The sequence below is a fragment of the Pseudomonas sp. Nvir genome, assembly GCF_963778085.1.
Lineage (GTDB): Bacteria > Pseudomonadota > Gammaproteobacteria > Pseudomonadales > Pseudomonadaceae > Aquipseudomonas > Aquipseudomonas juntendi.
Genome location: NZ_OY970405.1, coordinates 1,701,122 through 1,725,360, shown reverse-complemented (window position 1 = coordinate 1,725,360; position 24,239 = coordinate 1,701,122). Strand labels below are relative to the sequence as shown.

Sequence of the window (24,239 nt, the reverse complement as noted above, 5' to 3'; positions counted from 1 at the left end):
CCCGCCACTGAACCGCCTACCCCTTCATCTCAAAGTCCCTGCTCTGCGAATGGCACGGCCAGCGCCAGGGCCTTGTCCAGCGCAGCGACGTCGACGCCACCGCCCTGAGCCATGTCCGGACGGCCACCGCCCTTGCCACCCACCGCCGCAGCGGCTTGCTTCATCAGATCGCCAGCCTTGAGTTGGCTGGAGAGGTCCTTGGTCACGCCGGCCACCAACACGACCTTGCCCTCATGCTCGCTGCCCAGCAGGATCACTGCGTGGCCGAGCTTGTTCTTCAACTGATCGACCAGGGCCAGCAGGGCCTTGCCATCCTGCCCATCCAGGCGGGCGGCGAGGACCTTGGCACCCTTGACCTCAACAGCCGCGTTGGAGAGATCGTCCCCTGCGGCGCTGGCGGCCTTGGCCTGCAGCTGTTCCAACTGCTTCTCCAGCTGACGGTTGCGCTCAAGCACAGCCGACAACTTGTCGATCAGGTTGTCACGGTTACCCTTGACCAGTTGCGCGGCTTCCTTGACCTGCTCTTCGGCAGCGTTCAGGTAGGCCAGCGCAGCGGCGCCGGTGACTGCTTCGATACGGCGTACGCCAGAGGCCACGCCGCCTTCGCTGATGATCTTGAACAGGCTGATGTCACCGGTACGCTTGGCGTGGATACCGCCACACAGCTCTACCGAGAAATCGCCACCCATGGTCAGCACGCGCACGGTATCGCCGTATTTCTCACCGAACAGCGCCATGGCACCTTTGGCCTTGGCGGTTTCGATGTCGGTCAGTTCGGTCTCGACCGGCGTGTTCTTGCGCACTTCGCGGTTGACGATGTCTTCCAGCTGCTTGAGCTGCTCCGGCTTCACCGCTTCGAAGTGGCTGAAGTCGAAACGCAGGCGCTGGCTGTCGACCAGCGAGCCCTTCTGTTGCACGTGCTCGCCCAGCACCTGACGCAACGCTTCGTGCAGCAGGTGGGTAGCCGAGTGGTTCAGCGAGGTGGCGTGCTGAACGTCTGCATCGACCTTGGCCTCCACCGGCGCACCGATCAGCAGCGCACCGCTGGTGACCACACCGTGGTGCAGGAAGGCCCCGCCGGTCTTGGTGGTATCACGTACGTCGAAGCGTGCAGCACCCGCCTGCAGGTACCCGCTGTCACCCACCTGGCCGCCGGACTCGGCGTAGAACGGCGTGCGGTCCAGCACCACTACGCCCTGCTCGCCCACCCCCAGCTGGTCGACCGATTGGCCGTCCTTGTACAGGGCGATGATCTTGCCCTGGCCTTCGGTTGCGTCGTAACCGAGGAACTCGGTGGCGCTGTCGACCTTGACCAGGCTGTTGTAGTCCATGCCGAAGGCGCTGGCAGAACGGGCGCGCTCACGCTGGGCGTCCATTTCACGCTCGAAGCCGGCTTCGTCGATGGTCAACTCGCGCTCACGGGCAATGTCGGCCGTCAGGTCCATCGGGAAACCGTAGGTGTCATACAGCTTGAACACCACATCGCCGGGTACCACGGCGCCTTGCAACTGGGCCAGATCTTGCTCGAGGATGCGCAGGCCCTGCTCCAGGGTCTTGGCGAACTGCTCTTCTTCGGCCTTGAGCACGCGCTCGATGTGCGCTTGCTGGCTGGTCAGCTCGGGGAAGGCTTCGCCCATTTCGGCCACCAGGGCAGCAACGATCTGGTAGAAGAAGCTGCCCTTGGCGCCCAGCTTGTTACCGTGGCGGCAAGCGCGGCGGATGATGCGACGCAGTACATAGCCACGGCCTTCGTTGGATGGCAGCACGCCGTCGGCAATCAGGAAGCCGCAGGAGCGGATGTGGTCGGCCACCACTTTCAGCGAAGCCTGGCCGTCATTGCTGCAACCGATGGCCTTGGCCGCCGCTGCCAGCAGGTTCTGGAACAGGTCGATCTCGTAGTTGGAGTGCACGTGCTGCAGCACGGCGCTGACACGCTCCAGGCCCATGCCGGTGTCCACCGACGGCGCTGGCAGCGGGTGCAGCACGCCATCGGCAGTGCGGTTGAACTGCATGAAGACGTTGTTCCAGATCTCGATGTAGCGGTCACCGTCTTCTTCCGGCGAACCAGGCGGGCCACCCCAGATGTCCGGGCCGTGGTCGTAGAAGATCTCGGTGCATGGGCCGCACGGGCCAGTATCGCCCATGGTCCAGAAGTTGTCGGATGCGTAGGGGGCGCCCTTGTTGTCACCGATGCGCACCATGCGCTCGGCAGGCACGCCGACTTCCTTGGTCCAGATGTCGTAGGCTTCGTCGTCGGTGGCGTAGACCGTGACCCAGAGCTTTTCCTTGGGCAGGTTCAGCCATTTTTCCGAGGTCAGGAAGGTCCAGGCGAAGGTGATGGCGTCGCGCTTGAAGTAGTCGCCGAAGCTGAAGTTGCCCAGCATTTCGAAGAACGTGTGGTGACGCGCGGTGTAACCGACGTTTTCCAGGTCGTTGTGCTTGCCGCCCGCGCGCACGCACTTCTGGCTGCTGACCGCACGGGTATAGGCACGCTTCTCGGCACCGAGGAAGCAGTCCTTGAACTGGTTCATGCCTGCGTTGGTGAACAGCAGGGTGGGGTCGTTGTTCGGGATCAGCGAACTGGAGGCAACTCGGGTATGGCCCTGCTCTTCGAAGAAGCGAAGGAAGGCTTCACGGATTTCTGCGCTTTTCATAGGTTCTTCCACGGAAACGGCGGCCGTTTGGGCTAATACGTCGAATCGACGAAACGACGGCAAAGGGCGCCATTATAGCCAGCCTGAACAGGAGATACAGTGTGTTTGTACACCAGAACGGCATTGCGCGGATGAAATGCCGTTCATCGACACTGTCAAGGTCGCCTGGCAGCGCTGCACGGCCACGCTGGCGGTACATAAGCAACACCTGGGCACCCAGCCCAAAGGGGATGCTGCGCCTTTCTTCTCGATACCGGAATGCGCCATGCCTGAGCTGAACCTGTCCAAACTGCACTCGGACCCACACCCGCTCCCCCACCCTACGCCATTGATCAATGCCAGCCCCGTCTATTACCTCGACGATCGACAGGCTGGCAGCCACCACACCGCATTCATCAACAAGGACCACCCCCAGCAGCAGACAGAGGTGAAGTACATCCAGGCTGATGGCAATGTGCGTATCACCCTGGAACGCGCCTATGCGCTGGGGCGACGCTACCGTCGCCTGGCGCCCAGCACCGAGCTGCTGGTGTTCAATGTCGCCCCGCGCGCCACAGGTTCGGACGCACGGCAAAAACGCGTGCAGATCGCGACCCACGACTGCTTGCTGGAAGTCACGGTCAACGGCGCGGTATTCATGGTCGCCCAGCATACCGCTGAAGCCATTGCCATTCGCCTGACCGATGGCGGGCACCAGGTGGTCATTACCGGGCAGGTCCGCAAGCCGGTACTGATCGACATGATCGGCAGCGGCAACAGCATCGAGACAGGGGCCGGCATGGTGCACATCGATGCGCACACCGGCACGCACCAGGTAGTCGTCGGTAGCGGCCCTGTCCTGATCGACAAAGGCAATGCGGTGGTCAATGTCACCGGCCACTGCCTGCTTGGCCAGGCCAATTCCAGCACCGTGCTCTACCGCAACACGGCGTACGATGCGCACCTGGCCCAGCCTGTAGCGGCCGAGCATCAGGCGCTAGGCCGCATCGGTGTGCAAGTGACGGGTGATGAGGCGTTCCGCCAGGCGGTAGAAGATGCGCTGGTGCTGATGCGCAAATTGCCGTGCGGCCAAGCACTGCTGGCAGGCCTGGACAACAAGGCCGGGCATACCGGAAAACCGATCAGGGTGAGCGAAGCGGCCAGGCAACAGTTCACTTGCTACACGCCCAGCGATGACGAGCAGGACGAAGACGAAGGCCACTTCATCATCAACGAAAACCAGAGCAGCTGGGGCTACAGCGGTGGCATGCTGGCCTACAACCCGAACTGGTCGACGGCAACCCAATTGCCGCTGCTGGACCTGTACCGCTGCCTGTGCCAGGGCTGGAATTCCATGACCGGCACCGTGTTCCCAGGCCAGACAGAGGTTCAGGGCACTTACGGCGCCTACCCGGTAGACAACCTGTTACTGCAAAGCATCGGCTTGCCCACCGACTGCAGATTCAACTTTGGGGGCGCTACTGCGCTTAACACCAACCCCGCCGCTTTCACTGAAAACGGATTACGCCAGGCACTGCAACTGGAACTGCGCACGCAACTGTAAGCAACGCCTCAGCTCAACCGCTGCCCTGCATCGGGCACGATCAGAAGCCCTGCCCTGAGGCCATTCTTGACCTTGGGGTTGGGGAAGATGATGCGCGCGCCCTCTTCCTCGACCACCCAACGCATCTCGGCCAGGTCTTCAGCCAGCAGGTAACCTTTGCTCAGTTCGGAAAAATTCTCGATATCCGCCGGCAGGTGCAGGTGAAAGCTGTCGCTGTGCTTGATGATTTCGCGGGAGACACTGAACAGCTGCAGGCCTTCCAGCGAGTCTTCGTCTTCGGGTTCTTCAGCCGTGATGATCCTGATCAGGCGGTCTTCGAGCTTGTCGAGGTTGACTTGCTCGTTCTGGCCGAACGGGCGGGCCTTGCCCAGCTCCAGGGTGAACGCTTCAGCCTCCAGCTGTTCGTAGGTAAACGCGCTGAAGGTGATGGAAGGCTTGCTTTGCAGCAACACCGCCTGCATGCCCGCCGCTGCCAGGCGTGCCAGTTGGCGACGGGAGTGCTGGCGCCCCTCTTTATAGGGGTACAAGGCAAACTGCTCGATCTTCGAACCGCGGATGGCAGTATGCAGGTCGTAATGCAGGCGGCTGCGCCCCGGCTTGCTGAAGAACACCCGGGCGAACTGCTCGAGCTCGGCCGCACGCAACGCCTCGAAACCGCTGGACAGCTCATGGCGCCCGTTGAACAGGCGGTTGATGTCCTGTTCGATGAAACGCTCACCCTTGCGCATCGCCACCGGGTTGCCGAACAGGAACAACACCCGCGCCTTGGGCTTGATCGACCCGTCGGCCACGCCATGCAGCAGCCGTTCGAGCAACTCGATCGGCGCTGTCTCGTTACCATGAATACCGGCAGACAACAGCAAGTCCAGGCCGCAATCCTCGCTGTCGGGTGGGCGCACTTCGAGCGCCCCCTCCCCTAGCCAGCGCAAACGCGTGCCCTTGGTGGTCACTTGGGTCTTCTCGGCCGGTTCGTGATCGGTGAGGGTCAGCTCAAGCAATTTACCAAGGGCGAGCATAGGAACTTCCTTAGTGGGTGTGGCCGCAGTCGGGGCCATGGACGTGATCGTCGTCTTCGCCAAGCTCTGCAGGTTCCATTTCCAGCTGCAGGCTGACCAGGTTGGTGGCCATGGGCCGCAGCAGCAGGTTGGCGTACTCGGCGTCGCCTTCCTCGACATCCACACCGATCAGCAGCTGGCCGCGGCCATCCTGCTGGATCCACACTTCCTTGCCTTGCCAAACCACGGCAAAACGGGTGCAGGAGGTTTCGAGCTGGGTGCCGTCTTCATCTTCGAGGATCAGGCGCAGGGCGTCGGTCATTACAATTCTCTCTTCAAGGTTGGCGTTGGAACGGGTACACCGAGCCCAACTTCAGAATCTGGGTCAATTCATCCAGTGCGGTACGGCACTCCACCAGCAGTTGCGGGTCGGCCAGGTCCGCCTCGACCAGGCGATCACGGTAGTGCTTGTCGACCCATTGCAGCAGGGTGTCGTACAGCGGGGCGGTCATGATAACGCCTTGGTTGACCGCCGCCAGTTCCGTTTCATTCAAGGCCACGCGCAAACGCAGGCAAGCCGGGCCACCGCCGTTCTGCATGCTCTGCTTGAGGTCGAACACCTTGACCTCCTTCACCGGGCCGCCCTGGCGGGTCAACTGCCCAAGGTACGCCCAGACGCGTTCATTGTTGCGGCACTCTTCCGGCACCACCAGCAGCATGGAGCCGTCGTCACGGCTGAGCAACTGGCTGTTGAACAGGTAGGAACGCACTGCATCCTCTACCGCCACTGCCGAGCGCGGCACGCAGATGGCCTGGAAACGGCCGCCCTTGCTGGCCAGTTTAGCGCGCAACAGGCCCAGTACCGTGTCAGTCTCGAGGAAAGCGTCCTCGTGGTAGAACAGCACCTCGCCATTGCCCACCGCAATCACGTCATTGTGGAACACGCCCTGGTCGATCACTGCCGGGTTCTGTTGAGCGTAGACCACCCCGTCCTCATGCAGGCCATGCAAACGGGCCACGGCCTGCGAGGCCTCCAGGGTCTGCCGGGCGGGGTATTTCTGCGGTGCCGGGTAACGGCTGTCGAATGCACTGCGGCCGTAGACGAAGAACTCCACGCCAGCCTCCCCATAGGCGCGGCAGAAGCGCGTATGGTTGGCAGCGCCCTCATCACCGAACTGCGCCACGGCAGGCAACGCCGGGTGGTGGGCGAAACGTTGTTCGTCGTTGAACATCGCGGCCAGCACGCGGCTGGTGGTCGGGTGCTCGATGCTGCGGTGGTATTTGCAATTGAGGTTGGCGGCAGTGAAGTGCACGCGGCCATCGGCGGTGTCGGCACTGGGGCTGACCGTGGCAGCGTTGGCCACCCACATGCTCGAAGCCGAACAGGTGGCCACCAGCAACGGCATGGCCTCTTTGGCAGCGCGCTGGATCACGTCGGCATCGCTGCCGCTGAAGCCCAGACGGCGGAGCGCGGCCACATCCGGGCGCTCCTGCGGCGCCAGCACCCCTTGCTTGAAGCCCATGTCGGCCAATGCCTTCATCTTCGCCAGGCCCTGGCGTGCAGCTTCGCGCGGGCTGGAGCCTTGCTGGCTGTTGCTTTGCGAAGCCACGTTACCGTAGGACAGGCCGCCGTAGTTGTGGGTAGGCCCCACCAGGCCATCAAAATTCACTTCATAGGATTTCATCGGCAAGGCTCCGTGACCTGTTGTTATAGGGTGACGCCCGGCGTAAGGGTGGCCGGCAAGGCAAGGCTGGCAGTCTCCAGCGAAGCCACGGGGTAAGCGCAATAGTCGGCCGCGTAATAGGCACTGGCGCGATGGTTACCACTGGCGCCGACGCCACCGAAGGGTGCGCTGCTGGCTGCACCGGTCAGTTGCTTGTTCCAGTTGACGATGCCGGCGCGGCTGCGCAGCCAGAAATGCTGGTAGCGGGCGCGCGAATCGGACAGCAAGCCGGCAGCCAGGCCGTACTGGGTGTTGTTGGCTTCATCGATGGCCGCATCGAAATCGGCATAGCGGACCACTTGCAGCAGCGGCCCGAAGAACTCTTCATCCGGGCGCTGCGCCACGTCGCTGACATCGATGATGCCAGGGGTAAGCAATGCGGCATCGGCTTGCGGCTGCGTCATTTCCAGCAGTTTCACCCCGCCCTTGGCGGCCAGTTCGGCCTGGGCAGCCAGCAGCGCCTGCGCGGCCTGCAGCGAAATCACCGAGCCCATGAACGGTGCCGGCTGTTCATCGAACGCCCCCACCGTGATGGTTCTGCACACCTCGACCAGGCGCGCGAGCAGCGCATCGCCCCAGGCACCCTGGGGCACCAGCAGGCGACGTGCGCAGGTGCAGCGCTGGCCGGCGGAAATGAACGCCGACTGAATGATGGTGTAAACCGCAGCGTCGAGGTCCTTGACCTCGTCTACCAGCAATGGGTTGTTGCCGCCCATTTCCAGCGCCAGGATCTTGTCCGGGCGCCCGGCAAACTGCTGGTGCAACAGGTTGCCAGTGCGGCTGGAACCGGTAAAGAACACGCCATCGATACCTGGGTCGCCAGCCAGTGCCACGCCGGTTTCACGCCCGCCCTGAACCAGGTTCAGCACACCCGCCGGCAGGCCGGCGGCGATCCAGCAGTGCACCGTCAGTTCCGCCACCTTGGGGGTCAGCTCACTCGGTTTGAACACCACGCAGTTGCCCGCCAGCAGCGCCGGAACGATATGCCCGTTCGGCAGGTGGCCTGGGAAGTTGTAAGGGCCGAACACCGCGACCACACCATGGGGCTTGTGCCGCAGCACTGCCGTAGCATCGGCCAGCGGGCCGCTCTTTTCACCGGTACGCTCGCGGTAACTTTGTACGGAAATGGCCACCTTGTTGATCATGCTGGTCACTTCGGTGGCCGACTCCCACAGCGGTTTGCCGGTTTCCTCGCCAATGCACTGGGCCATGGCTTCGGCATGCGCCTTCAACTGTGCGGCAAATTGCTCCAGCACACCGATGCGCGCGTCCAGGCTCAGTTGCGCCCAGGCTGGGAACGCCTGGCGCGCAGCCTTTACGGCGGCGCCGACCTGGCTGGCGTCGGCGCCCTGCCCCTGCCAGATCACGGCCTGGGTGACCGGGTTCAGCGATTGCAGGGGCTCGCCCTGGCCGGCCTGCCAATTGCCGGCGATGTAGTGCGTGGTCATTTATTAGCCCTCCCGGCTCGCCGACATGGGCACAGCGCGCACATTGTCGCCAGCGCCCATGCGCAGGCGTTTGGCGGTCAGCGGGTCGACCACCAGGGTTCCGGCGGCCAGACGCGCAGGTGCAGCGGTGATACGGCAGTCGTCGCGCTTGCGGTTGTGGATGATGTAGGGGGTGGCGTCATCGCCCGGCGTGCCAACCGCCAGCACCAGCGTCTGGCTGTCGCGCACGGCGCGGATCCTGCCGGTGTCACACTCGATGGCGGGGCCGGCGTCGAAAATGTCGACATAGCCCTGGTAAGTGAAACCTTCCTGCTTGAGCATGGCCAGTGCCGGCTCGGTGTCCTTGTGCACACGGCCGATCACGCTGCGCGCCGCGTCGGACAGGAAGCAGGTGTACAGCGGGAACTTCGGCATCAGCTCGGCGATGAACGACTTGTTGCCCACGCCGGTCAGGTAGTCCGCCTGGCTGAACTCCATCTTGAAGAAGTGCCGGCCCAGGCTTTCCCAGAACGGCGAACGCCCCTGCTCATCCGACATGCCGCGCATTTCGGCGATGATCTTCTTGCCGAACAACTCGGGGAACTCGGCAATGAACAGCATGCGCGCCCGCGACAGCAAGCGGCCGTTGAGCCCGGCGCGGTAGTCGCTGCGCAGGAACAGCGAGCACAGCTCGGAGTTGCCGGTCAGGTCGTTGGCCAGAAACAGCGTGGGGATTTCGCGGTAGATCTTCAGCTCCTGCGAGGCACTGACGGTCAGGCCGACCCGGTAGTTGTACCAAGGCTCGCGCAAGCCAACGGCACCGGCGATGGCACTGATGCCTACCACCAGGCCTTCGTCGTTTTCCAGCACGAACAGGTAATCGGTGTCGCCGCGCTCGGCCTCGCCCCGAAAGCTCTTTTCCGCCCAACCTACGCGATGCTCCAGGCGCTCTTCGTTGGCCGGCAGCGTGGTCAGCCCGGTGGTGCCGGTGCTGCGTGCCAATTCGATCAACGCAGGCAAATCGCTGCTGCGTACAGGACGAACGATCATGCTATCTCCTTGTGCGGCGGCATGGGCCGGCGCGAAACTCTGCTAACGCATCAATCCCGAAACGCCTGTTGCCAGACCTCAGGCCGCCACCAGGCGCACGCTGGCGCCCTCGCCCACGCCCAGCGCCTCGGCTGCTGCAACGCTCAGGCTGACCGGCTTGCCGGGCACCCAATCCAGCTCCAGCAGCACTGCCCGGTAGTCCTGCAACAGGCCGTTGCACACCAGGTACGGGCGCCCGCCCTTGGTTGGCGCGTCGTCGATTTTCACCGGGGCCACCCGGCTCTGGGCGATCGAGCGGATGCCCGAGGTACGCGCATGCAGGGTTGGGCCGCCGTCGAATATGTCGATGTAGTGCTCGGTCTCGAAGCCCTCACGCATGAGGATGTCGAAGGTGATCTGCGCCCGCGGGTGCACCTGGCCCATGGCTTCCTGCGCCAGGTCTGGCAGCAGCGGCACGTAGATCGGGTAGTGCGGCATGAGTTCGGCGAGAAAGGTGCGGCTCTTCAGGCCGCACAGGCGCTCGGCATCGGCATAGTTGAGGTCGAAGAAATTGCGCCCAATGGCGTCCCAGAACGGCGATTCGCCCTTTTCGTCGCTGTAACCGACGATCTCGGTCACCACCGAGTCAGCGAAGCGTTCCGGGTGCGCAGCCATGAACAGCAGGCGGCCGCGGGAATTGAGTTCGGCCCAGCCGCTGTTCACCAGCTCTGGCAACACGTAGAAACTGGTCAGCAGGCTGTTGCCGGTCAGGTCATGGCACAGCGAGAGCACGTGGATCTTGTTGTGGATCTTCAGCTCGCGCGAGGCGTGCACGAAGGTCTCGTTGCGAAAACTGTAGAACGGCTCGGAATAGCCAGCCGAGGCCACGATGGCCGAGCAGCCGGCGAGCTTGCCGGTTTCGCTGTCTTCGAGCACGAAGAAGTAGCTTTCCTCGCCATTGAAGCTGACCTCCGCGGCGAAGGACGTCTCGGAGGCGGCAATCTTGTCGCCCAGGCGAGCAGAGTCGTCCGGCAGCGAGGTGACACCAATGGGGCTGTCGGCAGCCATGCGCTGCACTTCGTTCAGGTCAGCCATTTGCGCGGGGCGCATCACCAGCATGGTGTCACTCCTTTGGAATACGGGCCGCTCATGGCGGCACGGAAAAACGGCAGGCGCATGGGCACCTGCTGTGGAATCGCAAATCGCCGGCCTGGTACAACCTTGGCTGCGGCCGGCGAAGGGACCGCAGGCGGATCAGCCTTGGGTCAGCGTGGCAACGGCGCGCTCGAAGCGGTCCAGGCCTGCATCGATATCGGCGTCTTCAACCACCAGGCTTGGCGCGAAGCGGACCACGTCCGGACCGGCCTGCAGCACCATCACGCCTTCTTTCTCGGCGGCATTGAGTACGTCCTTGGCCTTGCCTTGCCAGGCCTCGGCCAACACGCAACCCAGCAGCAGGCCAACACCACGCACCTGGCTGAACAGGTTGTACTTCTGCCCGATCTGCTCCAGGCGGGCCTTGAACCGCGCGTGCTTGGCCTTGATGCCGGCCAGGGTTTCCGGGGTGTTGACCACGTCCAGCACCGCGCAGGCAACCGCGCAGCCCAGCGGGTTGCCGCCGTAGGTGGTGCCGTGGGTGCCCACAGCCAGGTGCTTGGCCAGCTCGGTGGTGGTCAGCATGGCGCCGATCGGGAAGCCACCGCCCAGGCTCTTGGCGCTGGTGAGGATATCCGGGGTCACGCCGTAGTGCTGGTAGGCATACAGCGAGCCGGTACGGCCCACACCCGTCTGCACTTCGTCGAAGATCAGCAGGGCATTGTGCTCGTCACACAGCTTGCGAGCGCCTTCCAGGTAAGCCTTGTCGGCCGGCACCACGCCGCTCTCACCCTGGATCGGCTCGATCACCACGGCGCACGTCTTGTCGGAAATCTGTGCCTTCAACGCTTCCAGGTCGTTGTACGGCACGTGGCTGATGCCGGTGATCTTCGGGCCGAAGCCATCGGAGTACTTCGGCTGGCCGCCGACGCTGACGGTAAACAGGGTACGACCGTGGAAACTGTTCACGGTGGCGATGATTTCGTGCTTTTCAGGGCCGAAGCGGTCATGGGCAACCCGGCGGGCCAGCTTGAAGGCAGCCTCGTTGGCCTCGGCGCCGGAGTTGCAGAAGAACGCACGGTCGGCAAAGGTGGCGCTTACCAGCTTGTGGGCCAGGCGCAGTGCCGGTTCGTTGGTGAATACGTTGGAGACGTGCCAGAGGGTGTTGGCCTGCTCGGTCAGGGCCTTGACCAGCGCCGGGTGGCAGTGGCCCAGGGCGTTTACCGCGATGCCGCCGGCAAAGTCGATCAACTCGCGACCGGACTGGTCCCAGACACGGGAACCCTCGCCTCGCACAGGAATGAAGGCCGCCGGAGAATAGTTGGGGACCATGACCTGGTCGAAATCGGCACGTTGCACCGGGGCTTGCTCAACGGACATCTGAGTCTCCTGAAGAGGAACGCTGGCCTGGAAGTGGCGAGCGATGGGGGGGATTGTAAGGACTGATCTGCGCCTGTCCTTGCGGCCAAGCGACAACTTGTTACAGCGCAAAACCCAGTTTTAGCAAGGTTTTCGGCAATGCGACAAACACTGTCGCAATCGCGCAGTGTACGGGAGAGAGGGGGCTGGGTGAACGGGTGTTCACCTGGAGATGAAGGAGTAGAAGGTGCAAGCCGATATTTTTATGCCGTAGCGGGTGTGAGGCGTTGGTATCGCGCCGTGGCGGGTGCATGGCGTTGTTCTAGTAGCGCGGCGCACGATATCCGCCCCACCATCACCCTCAAGGCATACACCCCGGCCCCAACCGAGCTATCAACCCTTTTCAGCCGGCGCCGAACTCAACTCGAACGGGCTGCTGCTACGCCGCTGGTTACGGTCTTCCCGCGGCGTAGCACCAAAGAAATTGCGGTACGCACTGGAAAAATGCGGCCCCGACGAGAAACCACAGGAAAGCCCGATCTGGATGATCGATTTGCTGGTCTGCATCAGCATCTGCCGCGCCTTGTTCAGCCGCAGCTCCAGGTAGTACTGGCTCGGCACGCGGTTCAGGTACTGCTTGAAAATGCGCTCCAACTGCCGGCGCGAGACGCATACGTGCTGGGCAATTTCGTCGGTGGTCAGCGGTTCTTCGATATTGGCTTCCATCAGCAACACCGCCTGGGTCAGCTTGGGGTGGCTGGAGCCGAGACGATTCTGCAGCGGAATACGTTGGCGCTCGCCCCCCTCGCGGATACGCTCGACCACCAGTTCCTCCGACACCGCACCGGCAAGCTCGGCGCCGTGATCGCGGGCCAGCACCGCCAGCAGCAGGTCGGTAACGGCCATGCCGCCGCACGCCGTGAGGCGGTCACGATCCCAGTCAAACAGGTGGCTGGTGGCGATGACCCTGGGGAAGCGCTCGGCAAAATCATCCTGCCAACGCCAGTGCACGGCAGCCCGGTAACCATCGAGCAAACCCAGCATCGCCAGCGGGTACACACCGGCTGCAAGCCCCCCGATCATGCAGCCGCTGCGCGCCAGCTGCTTGAGCGCGGCCGACAACGCAGCCCCTACCGCCACGGGTGGCTCGTCTGCCAGCAGGAACAGCTTGTGACAACCTTCCAGGCCACCGTTCCAGGGCTCGCCTGGCAGGCGCCAGGCACCTTCCGGCGCAGGCTCGGCCTGCAGGAACGACAGTTCGTAGACCACGTCCGGATGCACCCGCTGCGCCACCTGCAACACTTCCTCGGCCAGTGCCAGGGTCAAGGGCCTGGTGCTGGGCCAGATGAGAAAACCGATTCGCTGGGTGGTCATAAGGTACGGTCCGAAACCTGAGGTCGTTCGAGTCTGTGCGCCGGGTCAGGCCGCGCTCGCCGCGCAGCATGCCCTATTCTGGTGCAAAAATGCAGCTTTTACTTCAGGCTGCCGGAGAGGAACTGCTTCAGGCGTTCCGACTGCGGGTTGGCCAGCACTTCACGCGGGCAGCCGGTCTCTTCCACCAGCCCCTTGTGCAAGAACACCAACTGGTTGGACACCTCGCGGGCAAAGCCCATTTCGTGGGTGACCACGACCATGGTCCGGCCTTCCTGGGCCAGCGCCTGCATTACCTTCAGCACATCGCCGACCAGCTCGGGGTCGAGTGCCGAGGTCGGCTCGTCGAACAGCATAACCTCCGGCTCCACCGCCAGGGCGCGGGCAATTGCCACACGTTGTTGCTCCCCGCCAGACATGTGCCCCGGGAAGGCGTCCTTGCGGTGGGCGACACCCACCTTGGCCAGGTAGTGCTCGGCCTTTTCCAGGGCTTCCTTGCGGTTCACGCCCAACACATGCACCGGCGCCTCGATGATGTTCTCCAGCGCGGTCATGTGCGACCACAGGTTGAAATGCTGAAACACCATCGACAGCCGCGAGCGCATGCGCTGCAACTGACGCGGGTCTGCGGCCTTCAGCGCGCCGTCCTTGCCAGCGACCAGCCTGAGTTCTTCGTTGTTGAGCAGGATCTTGCCGGCGTGCGGCTGCTCCAGCAGGTTGATGCAACGCAGGAAGGTCGACTTGCCCGAACCGCTGGAGCCGATGATGCTGATGACGTCGCCGGCCTTGGCCGCCAGCGACACGCCCTTGAGTACTTCATGGCTGCCGTAGCGCTTGTGCAGGTCTTGGACTTCGAGTTTGTACATGCTGTCGATTCTCACAAAGCGGTCAGTGCTTGCGTGGCGCCAGGTAGCCGAGCCAGCGGCGTTCGGCCATCTTGAACAGGCGCACCAGGATGAAGGTCAGGCACAGGTAGAACACGCCCGCCGTGATATAGGCCTCGAAAGGCAGGTAGTACTGCGCATTGACCGTGCGTGCGGCGCCGGTTATGTCGATCAGGGTGACGATCGACGCCAGGCTGGTGGTCTGCAGCATCATGATCACTTCGTTGCTGTACTGCGGCAGCGCCCGGCGCAGGGCCGAAGGCAGCAGGATGCGGCGGTACATCTTCATGCGTGACATGCCCACGGCCTTGGCCGCCTCGATCTCGCCATGCGGCGTGGCCTTGAGGCTGCCGGCGATGATTTCTGCGGTGTAGGCACTGGTGTTGATGCCGAACGCCAGGCACGCACAGAAGGTGGCGCTGGACAACAGCGGCCAGACGACACTGTCGCGCACCGCTTCGAACTGGGCCAGGCCGTAGTAGATCAGAAACAGCTGCACCAGCATCGGCGTCCCGCGGATCACATAGGTATAGAGCCAGGCGGTGAAGTTGACCACCGGCTGCCGCGACACCCGCATCAAGCCCAACGGAATAGCCCCCAGCAAGCCGAAGAACAACGAAATGGCCAGCAGCTTGAGGGTGGTCAGCAGGCCGCCGAAGTACATCGGCAACGCCTCCCAGATGACGTTGTAGTCGAAGATCATAGTTCAGCCACCTTGACGCCCACCGAGTAGCGGCGCTCCAGAAACTTCAGGGCCAGCAGCGAAACACTGGTCAGCACCAGGTACAACGCGGCCACCGCCAGGAAGAAGGTGAACGGCTCGCGCGTGGCGTCGGCCGCCTGTTTGGCCTTGAACATCATGTCCTGCAGGCCGACCACCGAAATCAGCGCGGTGGCTTTGGTCAGCACCAGCCAGTTGTTGGTGAAACCAGGAATCGCCAGGCGGATCATTTGCGGAACCTGGATACGGAAGAACACCTGACGCGCGCTCATGCCATAGGCGAACCCCGCCTCGGCCTGCCCCTTGGGAATGCCGAGGAAGGCGCCGCGGAAGGTTTCCGACAGGTAGGCACCGAAGATGAAGCCCAGGGTACCGATGCCCGCGATCAGCGGGTTGAGGTCGATGTAGTCTTCGTAGCCGAGCAGCGGCGCCACCCGGTTGATGATGTCTTGCCCGCCGTAGAAGATCAGCAGGATCAGGACCAGGTCCGGAATGCCACGGATGACCGTGGAATACAGGTCGCCAAGCCAGGCCAGCCAGCGCACCGGCGACAAGCGCAGCGCCACACCGATCAGGCCGAGCACGATGGCCAGGGCCATCGACGACAGGGCAAGCTGCAGCGTCAGCCACGCCCCGTCGAGGATGACTGCCCCGTAGCCTTTCAACATGATGAGGTCCTCGACCTAGAGAATGAAAAATGGTGCAAACCTCAGAGCCTCTGCTGTTTGCACCATTGCACAGGTAAACCCGACGTCTTAGTTCGAGTCTGGACCGTAGATGTCGAAGTTGAAGTACTTCTTCTCGATTTCCTGGTACTTGCCGTTGGCGCGGATGGCGTCGATGGCCTTGTTGATGCGCTCGCGGTTGGCGTCGTCGCCCTTGCGTACGGCAATGCCGATACCGTCACCGAAGTACTTGGCGTCGGTGAAGGCCGGGCCTACGAAGGCAAAGCCCTTGCCGGCGTCGGTTTTCAGGAAACCGTCTTCCAGCAGGGTGGCGTCAGCCACGGTGCCATCGAGGCGACCGGCTGCCACGTCCAGGTAGATTTCGTTCTGGGTGCCGTACGGCACGACGGTGGCACCTTTGGCGCCCAGCACTTCCTTGGCGAAGCGGTCGTGGATCGAGCCGCGCTGTACGCCGATCTTCTTGCCCTTGAGTTCGTCCAGGCTGTCGCTGACGGTGGTGCCTTCCTTCATGACCAGGCGCGCCGGCGTCAGGTAGTAGCGCTTGGTGAAGTCGACCGACTTCTTGCGGTCTTCGGTGATCGACATCGACGACAGGATGGCGTCGATCTTGCGCACCTTCAGCGCCGGAATCAGGCCATCGAATTCTTGCTCGACCCAGGTGCACTTGGCCTTCATCTCTTCGCACAAGGCGTTGCCGATGTCGTAGTCGAAGCCAGCGATGCTGCCGTCGGGCTGTTTGAAGGCGAAAGGTGGGTAGGCGGCCTCGATGCCGATTTTCAACGGCTTTTCATCGGCCTGCGACACCAGGGAAAACACGGACAGCGCCAGGGCGCCAAGCAGTGCAAGCTTCTTCATCAGGTAACTCCATCGGTACGGGGCAATACAAGGCAGATCACGGCTGCCCGATATGCGAATGAGTACAACGCGAGCCGCGCAGGGTTCGACCAAGGCCGCATACCACGAGCGAGTGTGTGGCATTCTAACGACAGCCCGGTAGTCGATATTTCTTCAAAGCGACAACTACTTATAGAAGCGCCTGAAACCGCCGCGGGCGATGTTGACAGCCATTGCAAAATATGCAAAAGCGCAAGAAATAGAACCTATAGAACTAGCAATTCCTGGGCCTATTATTGGCAAAGCCTCGAATTACGGCAAGTGGGGCGAGCGGCACGGCTGCAAATGCCATAAAGCTGCACTGGAATGGGCCGGTTTTGTTTCCGCGCGCCCCGCCATAGTGCAGCACCGGTGACAGAACGGTTACCGATGATTGTCGGGTAACAGTAAAGCAAAAACCCCGCCGGTTGCCCGGGCAGGGTTTCTGTAGGAGCGGCCTTGCGTCGCGATGGGTCGCAAAGCGGCCCCTGTCATTCAGCGCACACGCCGGCCCGCCATCACGCCGATGCCAGACTCATCGCCTTGTGGGTATCGATCAGGTGCTGCACCACCCCAGGGTCGGCCAGGGTCGAGATATCGCCCAACGCATCGTACTCACCGGTAGCAATCTTGCGCAGGATGCGGCGCATGATCTTGCCAGAGCGGGTCTTGGGCAACCCAGGCGCCCACTGGATCACATCCGGGGAAGCAATAGGGCCGATCTCCTTGCGCACCCAGTTCTTCAATTCCAGGCGCAACTGCTCGCTGGCCTCGACACCCGCATTGAGGGTGACATACACGTAAATGCCCTGCCCCTTGATGTCGTGCGGCACACCCACCACTGCAGCTTCGGCCACCTTGGCGTGCGCCACCATGGCACTCTCGATCTCGGCCGTGCCCATGCGGTGGCCCGACACGTTGAGCACGTCATCCACGCGACCGGTGATCCAGTAGTAACCGTCCTCGTCCCGGCGCGCGCCGTCGCCGGTGAAGTACATGCCGCGGAAGGTCTTGAAATAGGTATCCACGAAACGGTCGTGGTCGCCATACAGCGAACGCGACTGGCCAGGCCAGGAATCGAGGATCACCAGGTTGCCCTCGGCCGCACCGTCGATCAGGTTGCCCAGGTTGTCCACCAGTGCCGGCACCACGCCGAAGAACGGCCGGGTCGCAGACCCTGGTTTCAGGCCGGTGGCACCCGGCAGCGGGCTGATCAGGATGCCGCCGGTTTCGGTCTGCCACCAGGTGTCGACGATCGGGCAGCGTTCCTTGCCCACGGCCTTGTAGTACCAGCTCCACGCTTCCGGGTTGATCGGCTCGCCCACCGACCCCAGCAGGCGCAGGCTGGAGCCATCGGCCCCGGCTACAGCGGCCTGCCCTTCAGCCATCATGGCGCGGATGGCGGTTGGTGCGGTGTAGAGGATGTTGACCTTGTGCTTGTCGATGATCTTCGACACCCGGGTGATGTCCGGGTAGTTCGGCACGCCCTCGAACAGCAAGGTGGTGGCGCCGTTGGCCAGCGGGCCGTAGACGATATAGCTGTGGCCAGTGACCCAGCCCACGTCCGCGGTGCACCAGTACACCTCACCGGGGCGGTAGTCGAACACGCGCTCATGGGTCAGCGCGGCATATACCAGGTAACCGCCCGTGGTGTGCAGCACCCCTTTTGGCTTGCCGGTGGAACCCGAGGTGTACAGGATGAACAGCGCCTCTTCGGCGCCCATTTCTTTCGGCGCGCAATGGCTGGAAGCCACCTTCATCAGGTCTTCGTACCAGATGTCGCGGTGCTGGTGCCAGGCGATGTCGCCACCGGTGCGCTTGCACACGATGATTTTCTGCACGCTGTTGGTTTCAGGGTTGGTCAACGCCAGGTCGACGTTGGCCTTGAGTGGGGTACGACGACCACCGCGCAGGCCCTCGTCGGCAGTGATCACCACCTTGGACTTGCAGTCGATGATCCGGCCGGCCAGCGCTTCGGGCGAGAAGCCGCCGAACACCACCGAATGGATCGCCCCGATGCGTGCACAGGCCAGCATGGCGACCACGGCTTCGGGGATCATCGGCATGTAGATGGTGACCACGTCACCACGGTGCACGTCCTGGCCACGCAGGGCGTTGGCAAACTTGCAGACCTGCTCGTGCAGTTCGCGGTAGGTAATGTTGCGGTGCTCGGAAGGGTCGTCACCTTCCCAGATGATCGCCAGCTGGTCACCGCGCTCTTCGAGGTGACGGTCCAGGCAGTTGGAGGAAACGTTCAGAGTGCCGTCGGCGAACCATTTGATATCGACGTGGTGGTCGTCGAACGAGGTCTGCTTGACCTTGGTGAACGGCTTGATCCAGTCGATACGCTGGGCCTGCTCGCGCCAGAAGCCGTCCGGGTTGATCACCGATTGCTGGTACATGGCCTTGTAAGTGGCCTCGTCGGTCAGCGTAGTGGCCGCAACCTCGGGACGAACGGGATACAGTGGAGCCGCACTCATCTGTGTTACCTCGGTGTAATAGTTGTTTTTGTATGGGACCGTTTGTAACTGTACCAGAGCAACAAAAGCCATTCGACGTTGGTAGTAATTTGGTACGGCCGTACCGGCAGAAGGCTCTGGCGCAAGCCTTACAGCTTGCCTGGCATGCCGCTGAACGCACGGACCGATGGATTGTTACAGATTCTGTTAAAAGACTTTATCAAAACACCCCCTGTTTCGGCCCGGGTGGCGGCCATAAAATTCACTTCGCCAGCAACGGCAAGGCGATTAACAACTGGTAACAGCCCCCACGAAGGCGCACGTTGATCTCCCTTTATCTGGTTAGTTGAAACTTGATGTACACGCGGCGCCACAAGCGCCGCGCGCCCCCTCACGACCTTAGACAGGTATATTTGAAAATGAAAGCTTTACTGGTATTGGTACTGGGTAGTCTTTGCGGCGCGGCACTGGCCGATGAAGCCAAAGATGCCGAGCAGATTCCGGTTGAACAATACAGTTACTCTCAGCACCTGGACATTGCCCGCGTCATTTCCATGAGCGAAGTGCCCAATGTGTGCGAAGTCGTGCCAGCGCGCATGACCTACGAGGACTCCCAAGGGCAGAAGCATATCCTCGAATACCGCGTGATGGGGAACGGCTGCTCTAACGGGTGAAGACCTTGAATCGGGGCCCTGCGGGGCCCCTTCGCGACACAATACCTGTAACTTTAAAGCATTGCCAAAGTTGTTGCCCGCCCCTAATCGCCCGACTTGTTAAGTGAATAATCTCTCAACTTGTTGGCAATGGTGGTATGTGAAACACCCAATCTTTTTCCCAGTGCCCGGCTACTGGAAAACTCGCCCATCAAACTTTCCAGCACCGCTTTTTCAAAGCGCCCGACGATCTGCGAAAGATCCCCTTCCAGCGAAAAATCACCCAGCGGTTGGCGCACGCCATAATCCGGCAAACGAACATGCTCGCTCTTGACCACGCCGCCTTCGCATAATGAAACCGCCTGGAACAAAACGTTCTCCAACTGCCTTACATTACCCGGCCAATGATACTGCCCAAGTTTGTCCATGGCCGCCGGCGCCAAACGTGGCAAGGCGCAGCCGATCTGCCGGCTGGCCTGATCAATAAAATGCTGCACCAGCCCTTCCAGGCCATCCATGCACTCGCGCAAAGGCGGAATGTGCAGCGACAACACGTTGAGGCGGTGATACAAGTCCTGGCGGAATTCACCACGGGCACACAATTCGGACAAATCCACCTGGGTGGCGCAGATCACCCGTACATCCAGGTATACCTCTTCATCGCTGCCGACCCGGCGGAAGCACCCGTCCTGCAGGAAGCGCAGCAGCTTGACCTGCAGGCGCGGGCTCATCTCCCCCACCCCGTCAAGGAACAAGGTGCCCCCCGCAGTCAGTTCCAGTAACCCAAGCTTGCCCTCGGCCCGCGCCCCTTCGAATGCCCCCGGGCCATAGCCGAACAGCTCGGTCTCGGCCATCGACTCTGGCAACCCGGCACAGTTGAGTGCCATCAATGGCGACTGCCCGCGCGGGCTGGCCAGGTGGCACGCCCGCGCCAGCAGCTCCTTGCCGGTGCCGGTCTCGCCCTCGATCAGCAACGGCGCATCCAGCGGCGCCATGCGCCGCGCTTCACGCACCACGGCTGCCATCACCCGCGAACTCTGGAAGATGCTGTCGAACCCCCGCAACTCCTGCTTGCGCACGTTGTAGATGCGCTCGCCAATGCGGTCGGCACGGTGCAGGGTAAGCACGGCACCAGCAAGCGCCTCGCTCTCGTCATGCTCGGACTGCAGCGGCGCGATATCGGCCAGGAACACATCACCCTTGACCTGGATGCGCAGGCCGTTGATACGCGACTTGTTGGCCCGCACCAGCTCCGGCAAGTCGAAATCTTCGACGTAGCGGGCCAATGGCATGCCCGGCACCTCGTCCACGCGTACCCCCAACAGCTGCGCTGCGGCACGGTTGGCCGCAACGATGCTGCCGCCCATGTCTACCGACAGCACCGGGAAGTCCAGGGCCCCCAGTAGCGCATTCAGCTCCATGTGCCGGCGCTCGCTGGGCATCAGCCCCACGCGCTTTACGCCGAACACCCCGGCAATGGCCTCGAACTTCGGGCGCAGGGCCTGGAACTGCAAATTGACCAGGTTCGGGCAGTGCAGGTAGATGGCGTTGCCATGGTCACCCCCCACCTCGCCGCGCAGCACGTTGATGCCGTACTCGACCAGCAGGTTGAGGATGTCCCGCAGGATGCCAATGCGATTCTGGCAGTGCACTTTGATACGCATGAGGGCTCTCGCAACGCCGATGTTTTTCAACACAGCGCAGAAAATTCGTAAAGATAAGCTGACAAAAACCGAACAAACGCCAGCCGAATACGGCGTATTTTCCGCGCTCTCGTGAAATTTGTAAAATTTTCGTTACGATCTTCACCCCGTGAGGGATTTCAACGCAGCCAGGCCCCCGTGCAAAGCGGTGAGCAAAAGCCTAATGCTTGGGTATGTGCCGTACATAACAAGAAAGCCCTCACCAGGAGAGCCCTATGAAACAGACGCACTACGTGGCCCGCGAGCCCGATGCGCATGGTTTTATCGATTATCCCCAGCAAGAGCACGCTGTGTGGAATACCCTGATCACTCGCCAGCTGAAGGTGATCGAAGGCCGCGCGTGCCAGGAATACCTCGACGGTATCGAGCAACTCAACCTACCCCATGAGCGCATTCCGCAGCTGGGTGAAATCAACAAGGTGCTGGGCGCCACCACCGGTTGGCAGGTGGCTCGGGTACCTGCCCTGATCCCTTTCCAGACCTTTTTCGAGCTGCTGGCCAGCAAGCGCTTCCCGGTCGCGACCTTCATTCGCACTCCGCAGGAGTTGGACTACCTGCAGGAACCAGACATCTTCCACGAGATCTTTGGCCACTGCCCGCTGCTGACCAACCCCTGGTTCGCTGAATTCACCCACACCTATGGCAAGCTGGGCCTGGCCGCGACCAAGGAACAACGGGTGTACCTGGCCCGCCTGTACTGGATGACCATCGAATTCGGCCTGATGGAAACCGCCCAAGGCTGCAAAATCTACGGTGGCGGCATTCTTTCATCGCCCAAAGAGACCGTATATTGCTTGTCTGGTGAACCCGAGCACCAGGCCTTCGACCCCGTCGAAGCCATGCGTACACCGTACCGCATCGACATCCTGCAGCCCCTGTACTTCGTGCTGCCGAACATGAAGCGCCTGTTCGACCTGGCCCACGAGGACATCATGCGCATGGTCCACACCGCCATGCAGCTGGGCCTGCATGCGCCTAAATTTCCACCCAAGGTTGCTGCCTGAGCGACCTTGCCGATAACAACTCGAAGCGGAAACTATTCCATGAATGCCTTGAACCAAGCCCACTGCGAAGCCTGCCGCGCCGACGCGCCGAAAGTCACCGACGAAGAGCTGGCAGAACTGATTCGCGAGATCCCGGACTGGAACATCGAAGTACGTGACGGCCATATGGAGCTGGAGCGCGTCTTCCTGTTCAAGAACTTCAAGCACGCCTTGGCGTTCACCAATGCCGTTGGCGAAATCGCCGAAGCCGAAGGCCACCACCCTGGGCTGCTGACTGAGTGGGGCAAGGTGACCGTGACCTGGTGGAGCCACTCGATCAAGGGCCTGCACCGCAACGACTTCATCATGTGTGCGCGCACCGACAAGGTGGCGGAATCGGCTGAAGGCCGCAAGTAAAGCCGCGGCTGCCCCTCTGACACCGGCAAGGCCGCTGCCCTGCGCCCACCCCTGCCTGGCGGGCGAACGCGCCACAAAGCCGCCGTTTTTCGGCCAGATGTTGTGCGCTGTTCGCCCGCAAACCCGACCGGCGAGCGGGAAAAAAACCAAACTGTCATCCAGACTTGTGTATCCTGCCCCAGCTTTGCAAAGCTTCAAACGCGCCTGGCGCAGACTTTTCACTCACACTTGCGAGGAACGACGAGATGCATGAGATCCCGAATCTTCCCTTCCCAAGCCTGAACCCAGAAGAGCCAACCGTGACCGCCCACGCCGAACCGGCAGCTGCCGTCGAGCAGGATGGTGACGATCAATCCAGCGCTGACCAGGACTAACTGCGCATCCCCGACTGTGTGAAAACGGCTGACCTGCGGGCCACCCCCGTCAGCACGTTTTCACACCGTCCAGAACCCATGTAGGCCCTCATGCCCGACTCACCCCGCCCCCTTGCGGTCACCCTGCAAGTCGTCTCCATCGTTCTGTTCACCTTCATTGGCTACCTGAACATCGGCATTCCGCTGGCCGTACTGCCCGGCTACGTACACAACGACCTGGGTTTCAGTACCGTCGTCGCCGGCCTGGTGATCAGCGTGCAGTACCTGGCGACCCTGCTCAGCCGCCCTGCCGCCAGCCGCATCATCGACAACCATGGCAGCAAGAAAGCCGTGATCTACGGCCTTGCCGGCTGCGGCATCAGCGGCGTGTTCATGCTGGCCTGCGCCTTCCTGACCCACCTGCCCGGGTGGAGCCTGGCCTGCCTGCTGGCTGGCCGACTGGTGCTGGGCAGCGCCGAAAGCCTGGTGGGTTCGGGCTCGATAGGCTGGGGCATCGGCCGGGTCGGGGCTGCCAACACGGCCAAAGTGATTTCCTGGAACGGCATTGCCAGCTACGGCGCCCTGGCCATCGGCGCGCCGCTGGGCGTACTGATGGTCAAGGGCCTTGGGCTGTGGAGCATGGGCCTGAGCATCATCCTGCTGTGCGCGGTAGGCCTGCTGCTGGCCTGGCCCAAACAGGCTGCGCCCATCGTCCATGGCGTGCGCCTGCCGTTCCTGAGCGTGCTGGGCAAAGTCTTCCCGCATGGCTCGGGGCTGGCCCTGGGCTCGATCGGCTTTGGCACCATCGCCACCTTCATCACCCTGTATTACGCCAGCCAGGGCTGGGCCAACGCCGCACTGACACTGAGCCTGTTCGGTGCCAGCTTCATCAGCGCTCGCCTGCTGTTCGGCAACCTGATCAACCGGATTGGCGGGTTTCGCGTGGCCATTGCCTGCCTGGCGGTAGAAACGCTGGGGCTGCTGATGCTGTGGTTGGCGCCCAGCGCAGAGCTGGCGCTAGCAGGGGCAGCACTGAGCGGGTTTGGCTTTTCGCTTGTATTCCCGGCGCTGGGCGTTGAGGCAGTGAACCAGGTCTCGGCGGCCAACCGCGGGGCGGCGGTGGGGGCGTATTCGCTGTTCATCGACTTGTCGCTGGGGGTAACCGGGCCTATGGTGGGCGCAGTGGCGGCCGGGTTCGGGTTTGCCTCGATGTTTCTGTTTGCCGCCGCCGCTGCGGCCTGTGGGTTGCTGCTGAGCCTGTATCTGTATCGGCAGGCTCAACAGGCCCGGGCGCGGTAAAACGAAGCCGC

At 62.3% G+C, this 24,239-nt stretch carries 21 protein-coding genes; 6 read left to right on the top strand and 15 right to left on the bottom strand.

Annotation, left to right across the window (positions count from 1 at the left end; all coding sequences use genetic code 11):
* Nucleotides 1-29: 29 nt before the first annotated feature.
* Complete coding sequence (gene alaS / locus AACG97_RS08390; RefSeq protein WP_009681474.1) at nt 30-2,654, bottom strand: alanine--tRNA ligase; 2,625 nt, start codon at nt 2,652-2,654, stop codon at nt 30-32.
* 136 nt (nt 2,655-2,790) lie between these two features.
* On the opposite strand from alaS, the gene AACG97_RS08385 reads away from it, so the two are divergent.
* Nucleotides 2,791-4,197, top strand: a complete 1,407-nt coding sequence (locus AACG97_RS08385; RefSeq protein WP_225785746.1) for a M91 family zinc metallopeptidase — start codon at nt 2,791-2,793, stop codon at nt 4,195-4,197.
* Nucleotides 4,198-4,205: 8 nt separating this feature from the next.
* On the opposite strand, the gene astE is transcribed toward AACG97_RS08385, so the two are convergent.
* The 13 genes from astE to acs form a co-directional block, all read right to left on the bottom strand.
* Nucleotides 4,206-5,213, bottom strand: a complete 1,008-nt coding sequence (gene astE, locus AACG97_RS08380) for a succinylglutamate desuccinylase (RefSeq protein ID WP_009681476.1) — start codon at nt 5,211-5,213, stop codon at nt 4,206-4,208.
* Nucleotides 5,214-5,223: 10 nt separating this feature from the next.
* Nucleotides 5,224-5,514 (bottom strand): hypothetical protein, encoded by a 291-nt coding sequence (locus AACG97_RS08375; RefSeq protein ID WP_009681477.1) that lies wholly within the window; start codon nt 5,512-5,514, stop codon nt 5,224-5,226.
* Between the two features lie 13 nt (nt 5,515-5,527).
* Entirely contained in the window at nt 5,528-6,877 is a 1,350-nt protein-coding gene (gene astB, locus AACG97_RS08370; protein ID WP_054890330.1) for an N-succinylarginine dihydrolase, read from the bottom strand.
* 23 nt (nt 6,878-6,900) lie between these two features.
* On the bottom strand, nt 6,901-8,364 hold the full coding sequence (gene astD / locus AACG97_RS08365; protein ID WP_115293602.1) for a succinylglutamate-semialdehyde dehydrogenase: 1,464 nt from the start codon (nt 8,362-8,364) through the stop codon (nt 6,901-6,903).
* Between the two features lie 3 nt (nt 8,365-8,367).
* A complete protein-coding gene (astA, locus tag AACG97_RS08360; protein WP_054881944.1) occupies nt 8,368-9,393 on the bottom strand; it encodes an arginine N-succinyltransferase in 1,026 nt (341 codons plus the stop codon).
* A 78-nt stretch (nt 9,394-9,471) separates the two neighbouring features.
* Nucleotides 9,472-10,491: an arginine/ornithine succinyltransferase subunit alpha gene (gene aruF / locus AACG97_RS08355; protein ID WP_054912723.1), complete on the bottom strand. Its 1,020-nt coding sequence runs from the start codon at nt 10,489-10,491 to the stop codon at nt 9,472-9,474.
* 135 nt (nt 10,492-10,626) lie between these two features.
* On the bottom strand, nt 10,627-11,847 hold the full coding sequence (locus AACG97_RS08350; protein ID WP_054904774.1) for an aspartate aminotransferase family protein: 1,221 nt from the start codon (nt 11,845-11,847) through the stop codon (nt 10,627-10,629).
* Between the two features lie 372 nt (nt 11,848-12,219).
* A complete protein-coding gene (gene argR, locus AACG97_RS08345; protein WP_009681484.1) occupies nt 12,220-13,200 on the bottom strand; it encodes a transcriptional regulator ArgR in 981 nt (326 codons plus the stop codon).
* A gap of 98 nt (nt 13,201-13,298) precedes the next feature.
* Nucleotides 13,299-14,063 (bottom strand): ABC transporter ATP-binding protein, encoded by a 765-nt coding sequence (locus tag AACG97_RS08340; RefSeq protein ID WP_009681485.1) that lies wholly within the window; start codon nt 14,061-14,063, stop codon nt 13,299-13,301.
* 22 nt (nt 14,064-14,085) lie between these two features.
* Nucleotides 14,086-14,784: an ABC transporter permease gene (locus tag AACG97_RS08335; RefSeq protein WP_197886067.1), complete on the bottom strand. Its 699-nt coding sequence runs from the start codon at nt 14,782-14,784 to the stop codon at nt 14,086-14,088.
* Nucleotides 14,781-15,470 (bottom strand): ABC transporter permease, encoded by a 690-nt coding sequence (locus AACG97_RS08330; protein WP_054881940.1) that lies wholly within the window; start codon nt 15,468-15,470, stop codon nt 14,781-14,783. Before AACG97_RS08330 ends, AACG97_RS08335 begins: the two co-directional genes overlap by 4 nt.
* An 87-nt stretch (nt 15,471-15,557) precedes the next feature.
* Nucleotides 15,558-16,343 carry an ABC transporter substrate-binding protein gene (locus tag AACG97_RS08325; protein ID WP_009681488.1) on the bottom strand — a complete coding sequence of 262 codons (786 nt, stop codon included), beginning with the start codon at nt 16,341-16,343 and terminating at the stop codon, nt 15,558-15,560.
* Between the two features lie 536 nt (nt 16,344-16,879).
* Nucleotides 16,880-18,841 (bottom strand): acetate--CoA ligase, encoded by a 1,962-nt coding sequence (gene acs, locus AACG97_RS08320; protein WP_009681489.1) that lies wholly within the window; start codon nt 18,839-18,841, stop codon nt 16,880-16,882.
* 398 nt (nt 18,842-19,239) lie between these two features.
* Here acs and AACG97_RS08315 point away from each other — a divergent pair, with 398 nt between their 5' ends.
* Nucleotides 19,240-19,494 carry a DUF2790 domain-containing protein gene (locus AACG97_RS08315; protein ID WP_009681490.1) on the top strand — a complete coding sequence of 85 codons (255 nt, stop codon included), beginning with the start codon at nt 19,240-19,242 and terminating at the stop codon, nt 19,492-19,494.
* An 83-nt stretch (nt 19,495-19,577) separates the two neighbouring features.
* On the opposite strand, the gene AACG97_RS08310 is transcribed toward AACG97_RS08315, so the two are convergent.
* Nucleotides 19,578-21,137 (bottom strand): sigma-54-dependent transcriptional regulator, encoded by a 1,560-nt coding sequence (locus AACG97_RS08310; protein WP_115293601.1) that lies wholly within the window; start codon nt 21,135-21,137, stop codon nt 19,578-19,580.
* Nucleotides 21,138-21,391: 254 nt separating this feature from the next.
* On the opposite strand from AACG97_RS08310, the gene phhA reads away from it, so the two are divergent.
* The 4 genes from phhA (at nt 21,392) to AACG97_RS08290 (ending at nt 24,228) form a co-directional block, all read left to right on the top strand.
* On the top strand, nt 21,392-22,180 hold the full coding sequence (gene phhA / locus AACG97_RS08305) for a phenylalanine 4-monooxygenase (protein ID WP_054881939.1): 789 nt from the start codon (nt 21,392-21,394) through the stop codon (nt 22,178-22,180).
* Nucleotides 22,181-22,219: 39 nt separating this feature from the next.
* Nucleotides 22,220-22,576 (top strand): 4a-hydroxytetrahydrobiopterin dehydratase, encoded by a 357-nt coding sequence (locus AACG97_RS08300; protein ID WP_009681493.1) that lies wholly within the window; start codon nt 22,220-22,222, stop codon nt 22,574-22,576.
* 245 nt (nt 22,577-22,821) lie between these two features.
* Complete coding sequence (locus AACG97_RS08295) at nt 22,822-22,950, top strand: hypothetical protein (RefSeq protein ID WP_009681494.1); 129 nt, start codon at nt 22,822-22,824, stop codon at nt 22,948-22,950.
* A 90-nt stretch (nt 22,951-23,040) separates the two neighbouring features.
* Nucleotides 23,041-24,228 carry an MFS transporter gene (locus tag AACG97_RS08290; RefSeq protein WP_197886561.1) on the top strand — a complete coding sequence of 396 codons (1,188 nt, stop codon included), beginning with the start codon at nt 23,041-23,043 and terminating at the stop codon, nt 24,226-24,228.
* Nucleotides 24,229-24,239 lie beyond the last annotated feature (11 nt).

Excerpts from the sequence above, each read along its gene's own strand:
- astB (WP_054890330.1), bottom strand. The coding sequence starts at position 6,877 with ATGAAATCCTATGAAGTGAATTTTGATGGCCTGGTGGGGCCTACCCAC.
- AACG97_RS08375 (WP_009681477.1), bottom strand. The coding sequence starts at position 5,514 with ATGACCGACGCCCTGCGCCTGATCCTCGAAGATGAAGACGGCACCCAG.
- AACG97_RS08315 (WP_009681490.1), top strand. The coding sequence starts at position 19,240 with ATGAAAGCTTTACTGGTATTGGTACTGGGTAGTCTTTGCGGCGCGGCA.
- alaS (WP_009681474.1), bottom strand. The coding sequence starts at position 2,654 with ATGAAAAGCGCAGAAATCCGTGAAGCCTTCCTTCGCTTCTTCGAAGAG.
- phhA (WP_054881939.1), top strand. The coding sequence starts at position 21,392 with ATGAAACAGACGCACTACGTGGCCCGCGAGCCCGATGCGCATGGTTTT.
- AACG97_RS08295 (WP_009681494.1), top strand. The coding sequence starts at position 22,822 with ATGCATGAGATCCCGAATCTTCCCTTCCCAAGCCTGAACCCAGAAGAG.
- AACG97_RS08300 (WP_009681493.1), top strand. The coding sequence starts at position 22,220 with ATGAATGCCTTGAACCAAGCCCACTGCGAAGCCTGCCGCGCCGACGCG.
- AACG97_RS08310 (WP_115293601.1), bottom strand. The coding sequence starts at position 21,137 with ATGCGTATCAAAGTGCACTGCCAGAATCGCATTGGCATCCTGCGGGAC.
- astD (WP_115293602.1), bottom strand. The coding sequence starts at position 8,364 with ATGACCACGCACTACATCGCCGGCAATTGGCAGGCCGGCCAGGGCGAG.
- AACG97_RS08325 (WP_009681488.1), bottom strand. The coding sequence starts at position 16,343 with ATGAAGAAGCTTGCACTGCTTGGCGCCCTGGCGCTGTCCGTGTTTTCC.
- astA (WP_054881944.1), bottom strand. The coding sequence starts at position 9,393 with ATGATCGTTCGTCCTGTACGCAGCAGCGATTTGCCTGCGTTGATCGAA.
- AACG97_RS08350 (WP_054904774.1), bottom strand. The coding sequence starts at position 11,847 with ATGTCCGTTGAGCAAGCCCCGGTGCAACGTGCCGATTTCGACCAGGTC.
- AACG97_RS08330 (WP_054881940.1), bottom strand. The coding sequence starts at position 15,470 with ATGTTGAAAGGCTACGGGGCAGTCATCCTCGACGGGGCGTGGCTGACG.
- argR (WP_009681484.1), bottom strand. The coding sequence starts at position 13,200 with ATGACCACCCAGCGAATCGGTTTTCTCATCTGGCCCAGCACCAGGCCC.
- AACG97_RS08385 (WP_225785746.1), top strand. The coding sequence starts at position 2,791 with ATGCCGTTCATCGACACTGTCAAGGTCGCCTGGCAGCGCTGCACGGCC.
- AACG97_RS08340 (WP_009681485.1), bottom strand. The coding sequence starts at position 14,063 with ATGTACAAACTCGAAGTCCAAGACCTGCACAAGCGCTACGGCAGCCAT.
- AACG97_RS08335 (WP_197886067.1), bottom strand. The coding sequence starts at position 14,784 with ATGATCTTCGACTACAACGTCATCTGGGAGGCGTTGCCGATGTACTTC.
- aruF (WP_054912723.1), bottom strand. The coding sequence starts at position 10,491 with ATGCTGGTGATGCGCCCCGCGCAAATGGCTGACCTGAACGAAGTGCAG.
- acs (WP_009681489.1), bottom strand. The coding sequence starts at position 18,841 with ATGAGTGCGGCTCCACTGTATCCCGTTCGTCCCGAGGTTGCGGCCACT.
- AACG97_RS08290 (WP_197886561.1), top strand. The coding sequence starts at position 23,041 with ATGCCCGACTCACCCCGCCCCCTTGCGGTCACCCTGCAAGTCGTCTCC.
- astE (WP_009681476.1), bottom strand. The coding sequence starts at position 5,213 with ATGCTCGCCCTTGGTAAATTGCTTGAGCTGACCCTCACCGATCACGAA.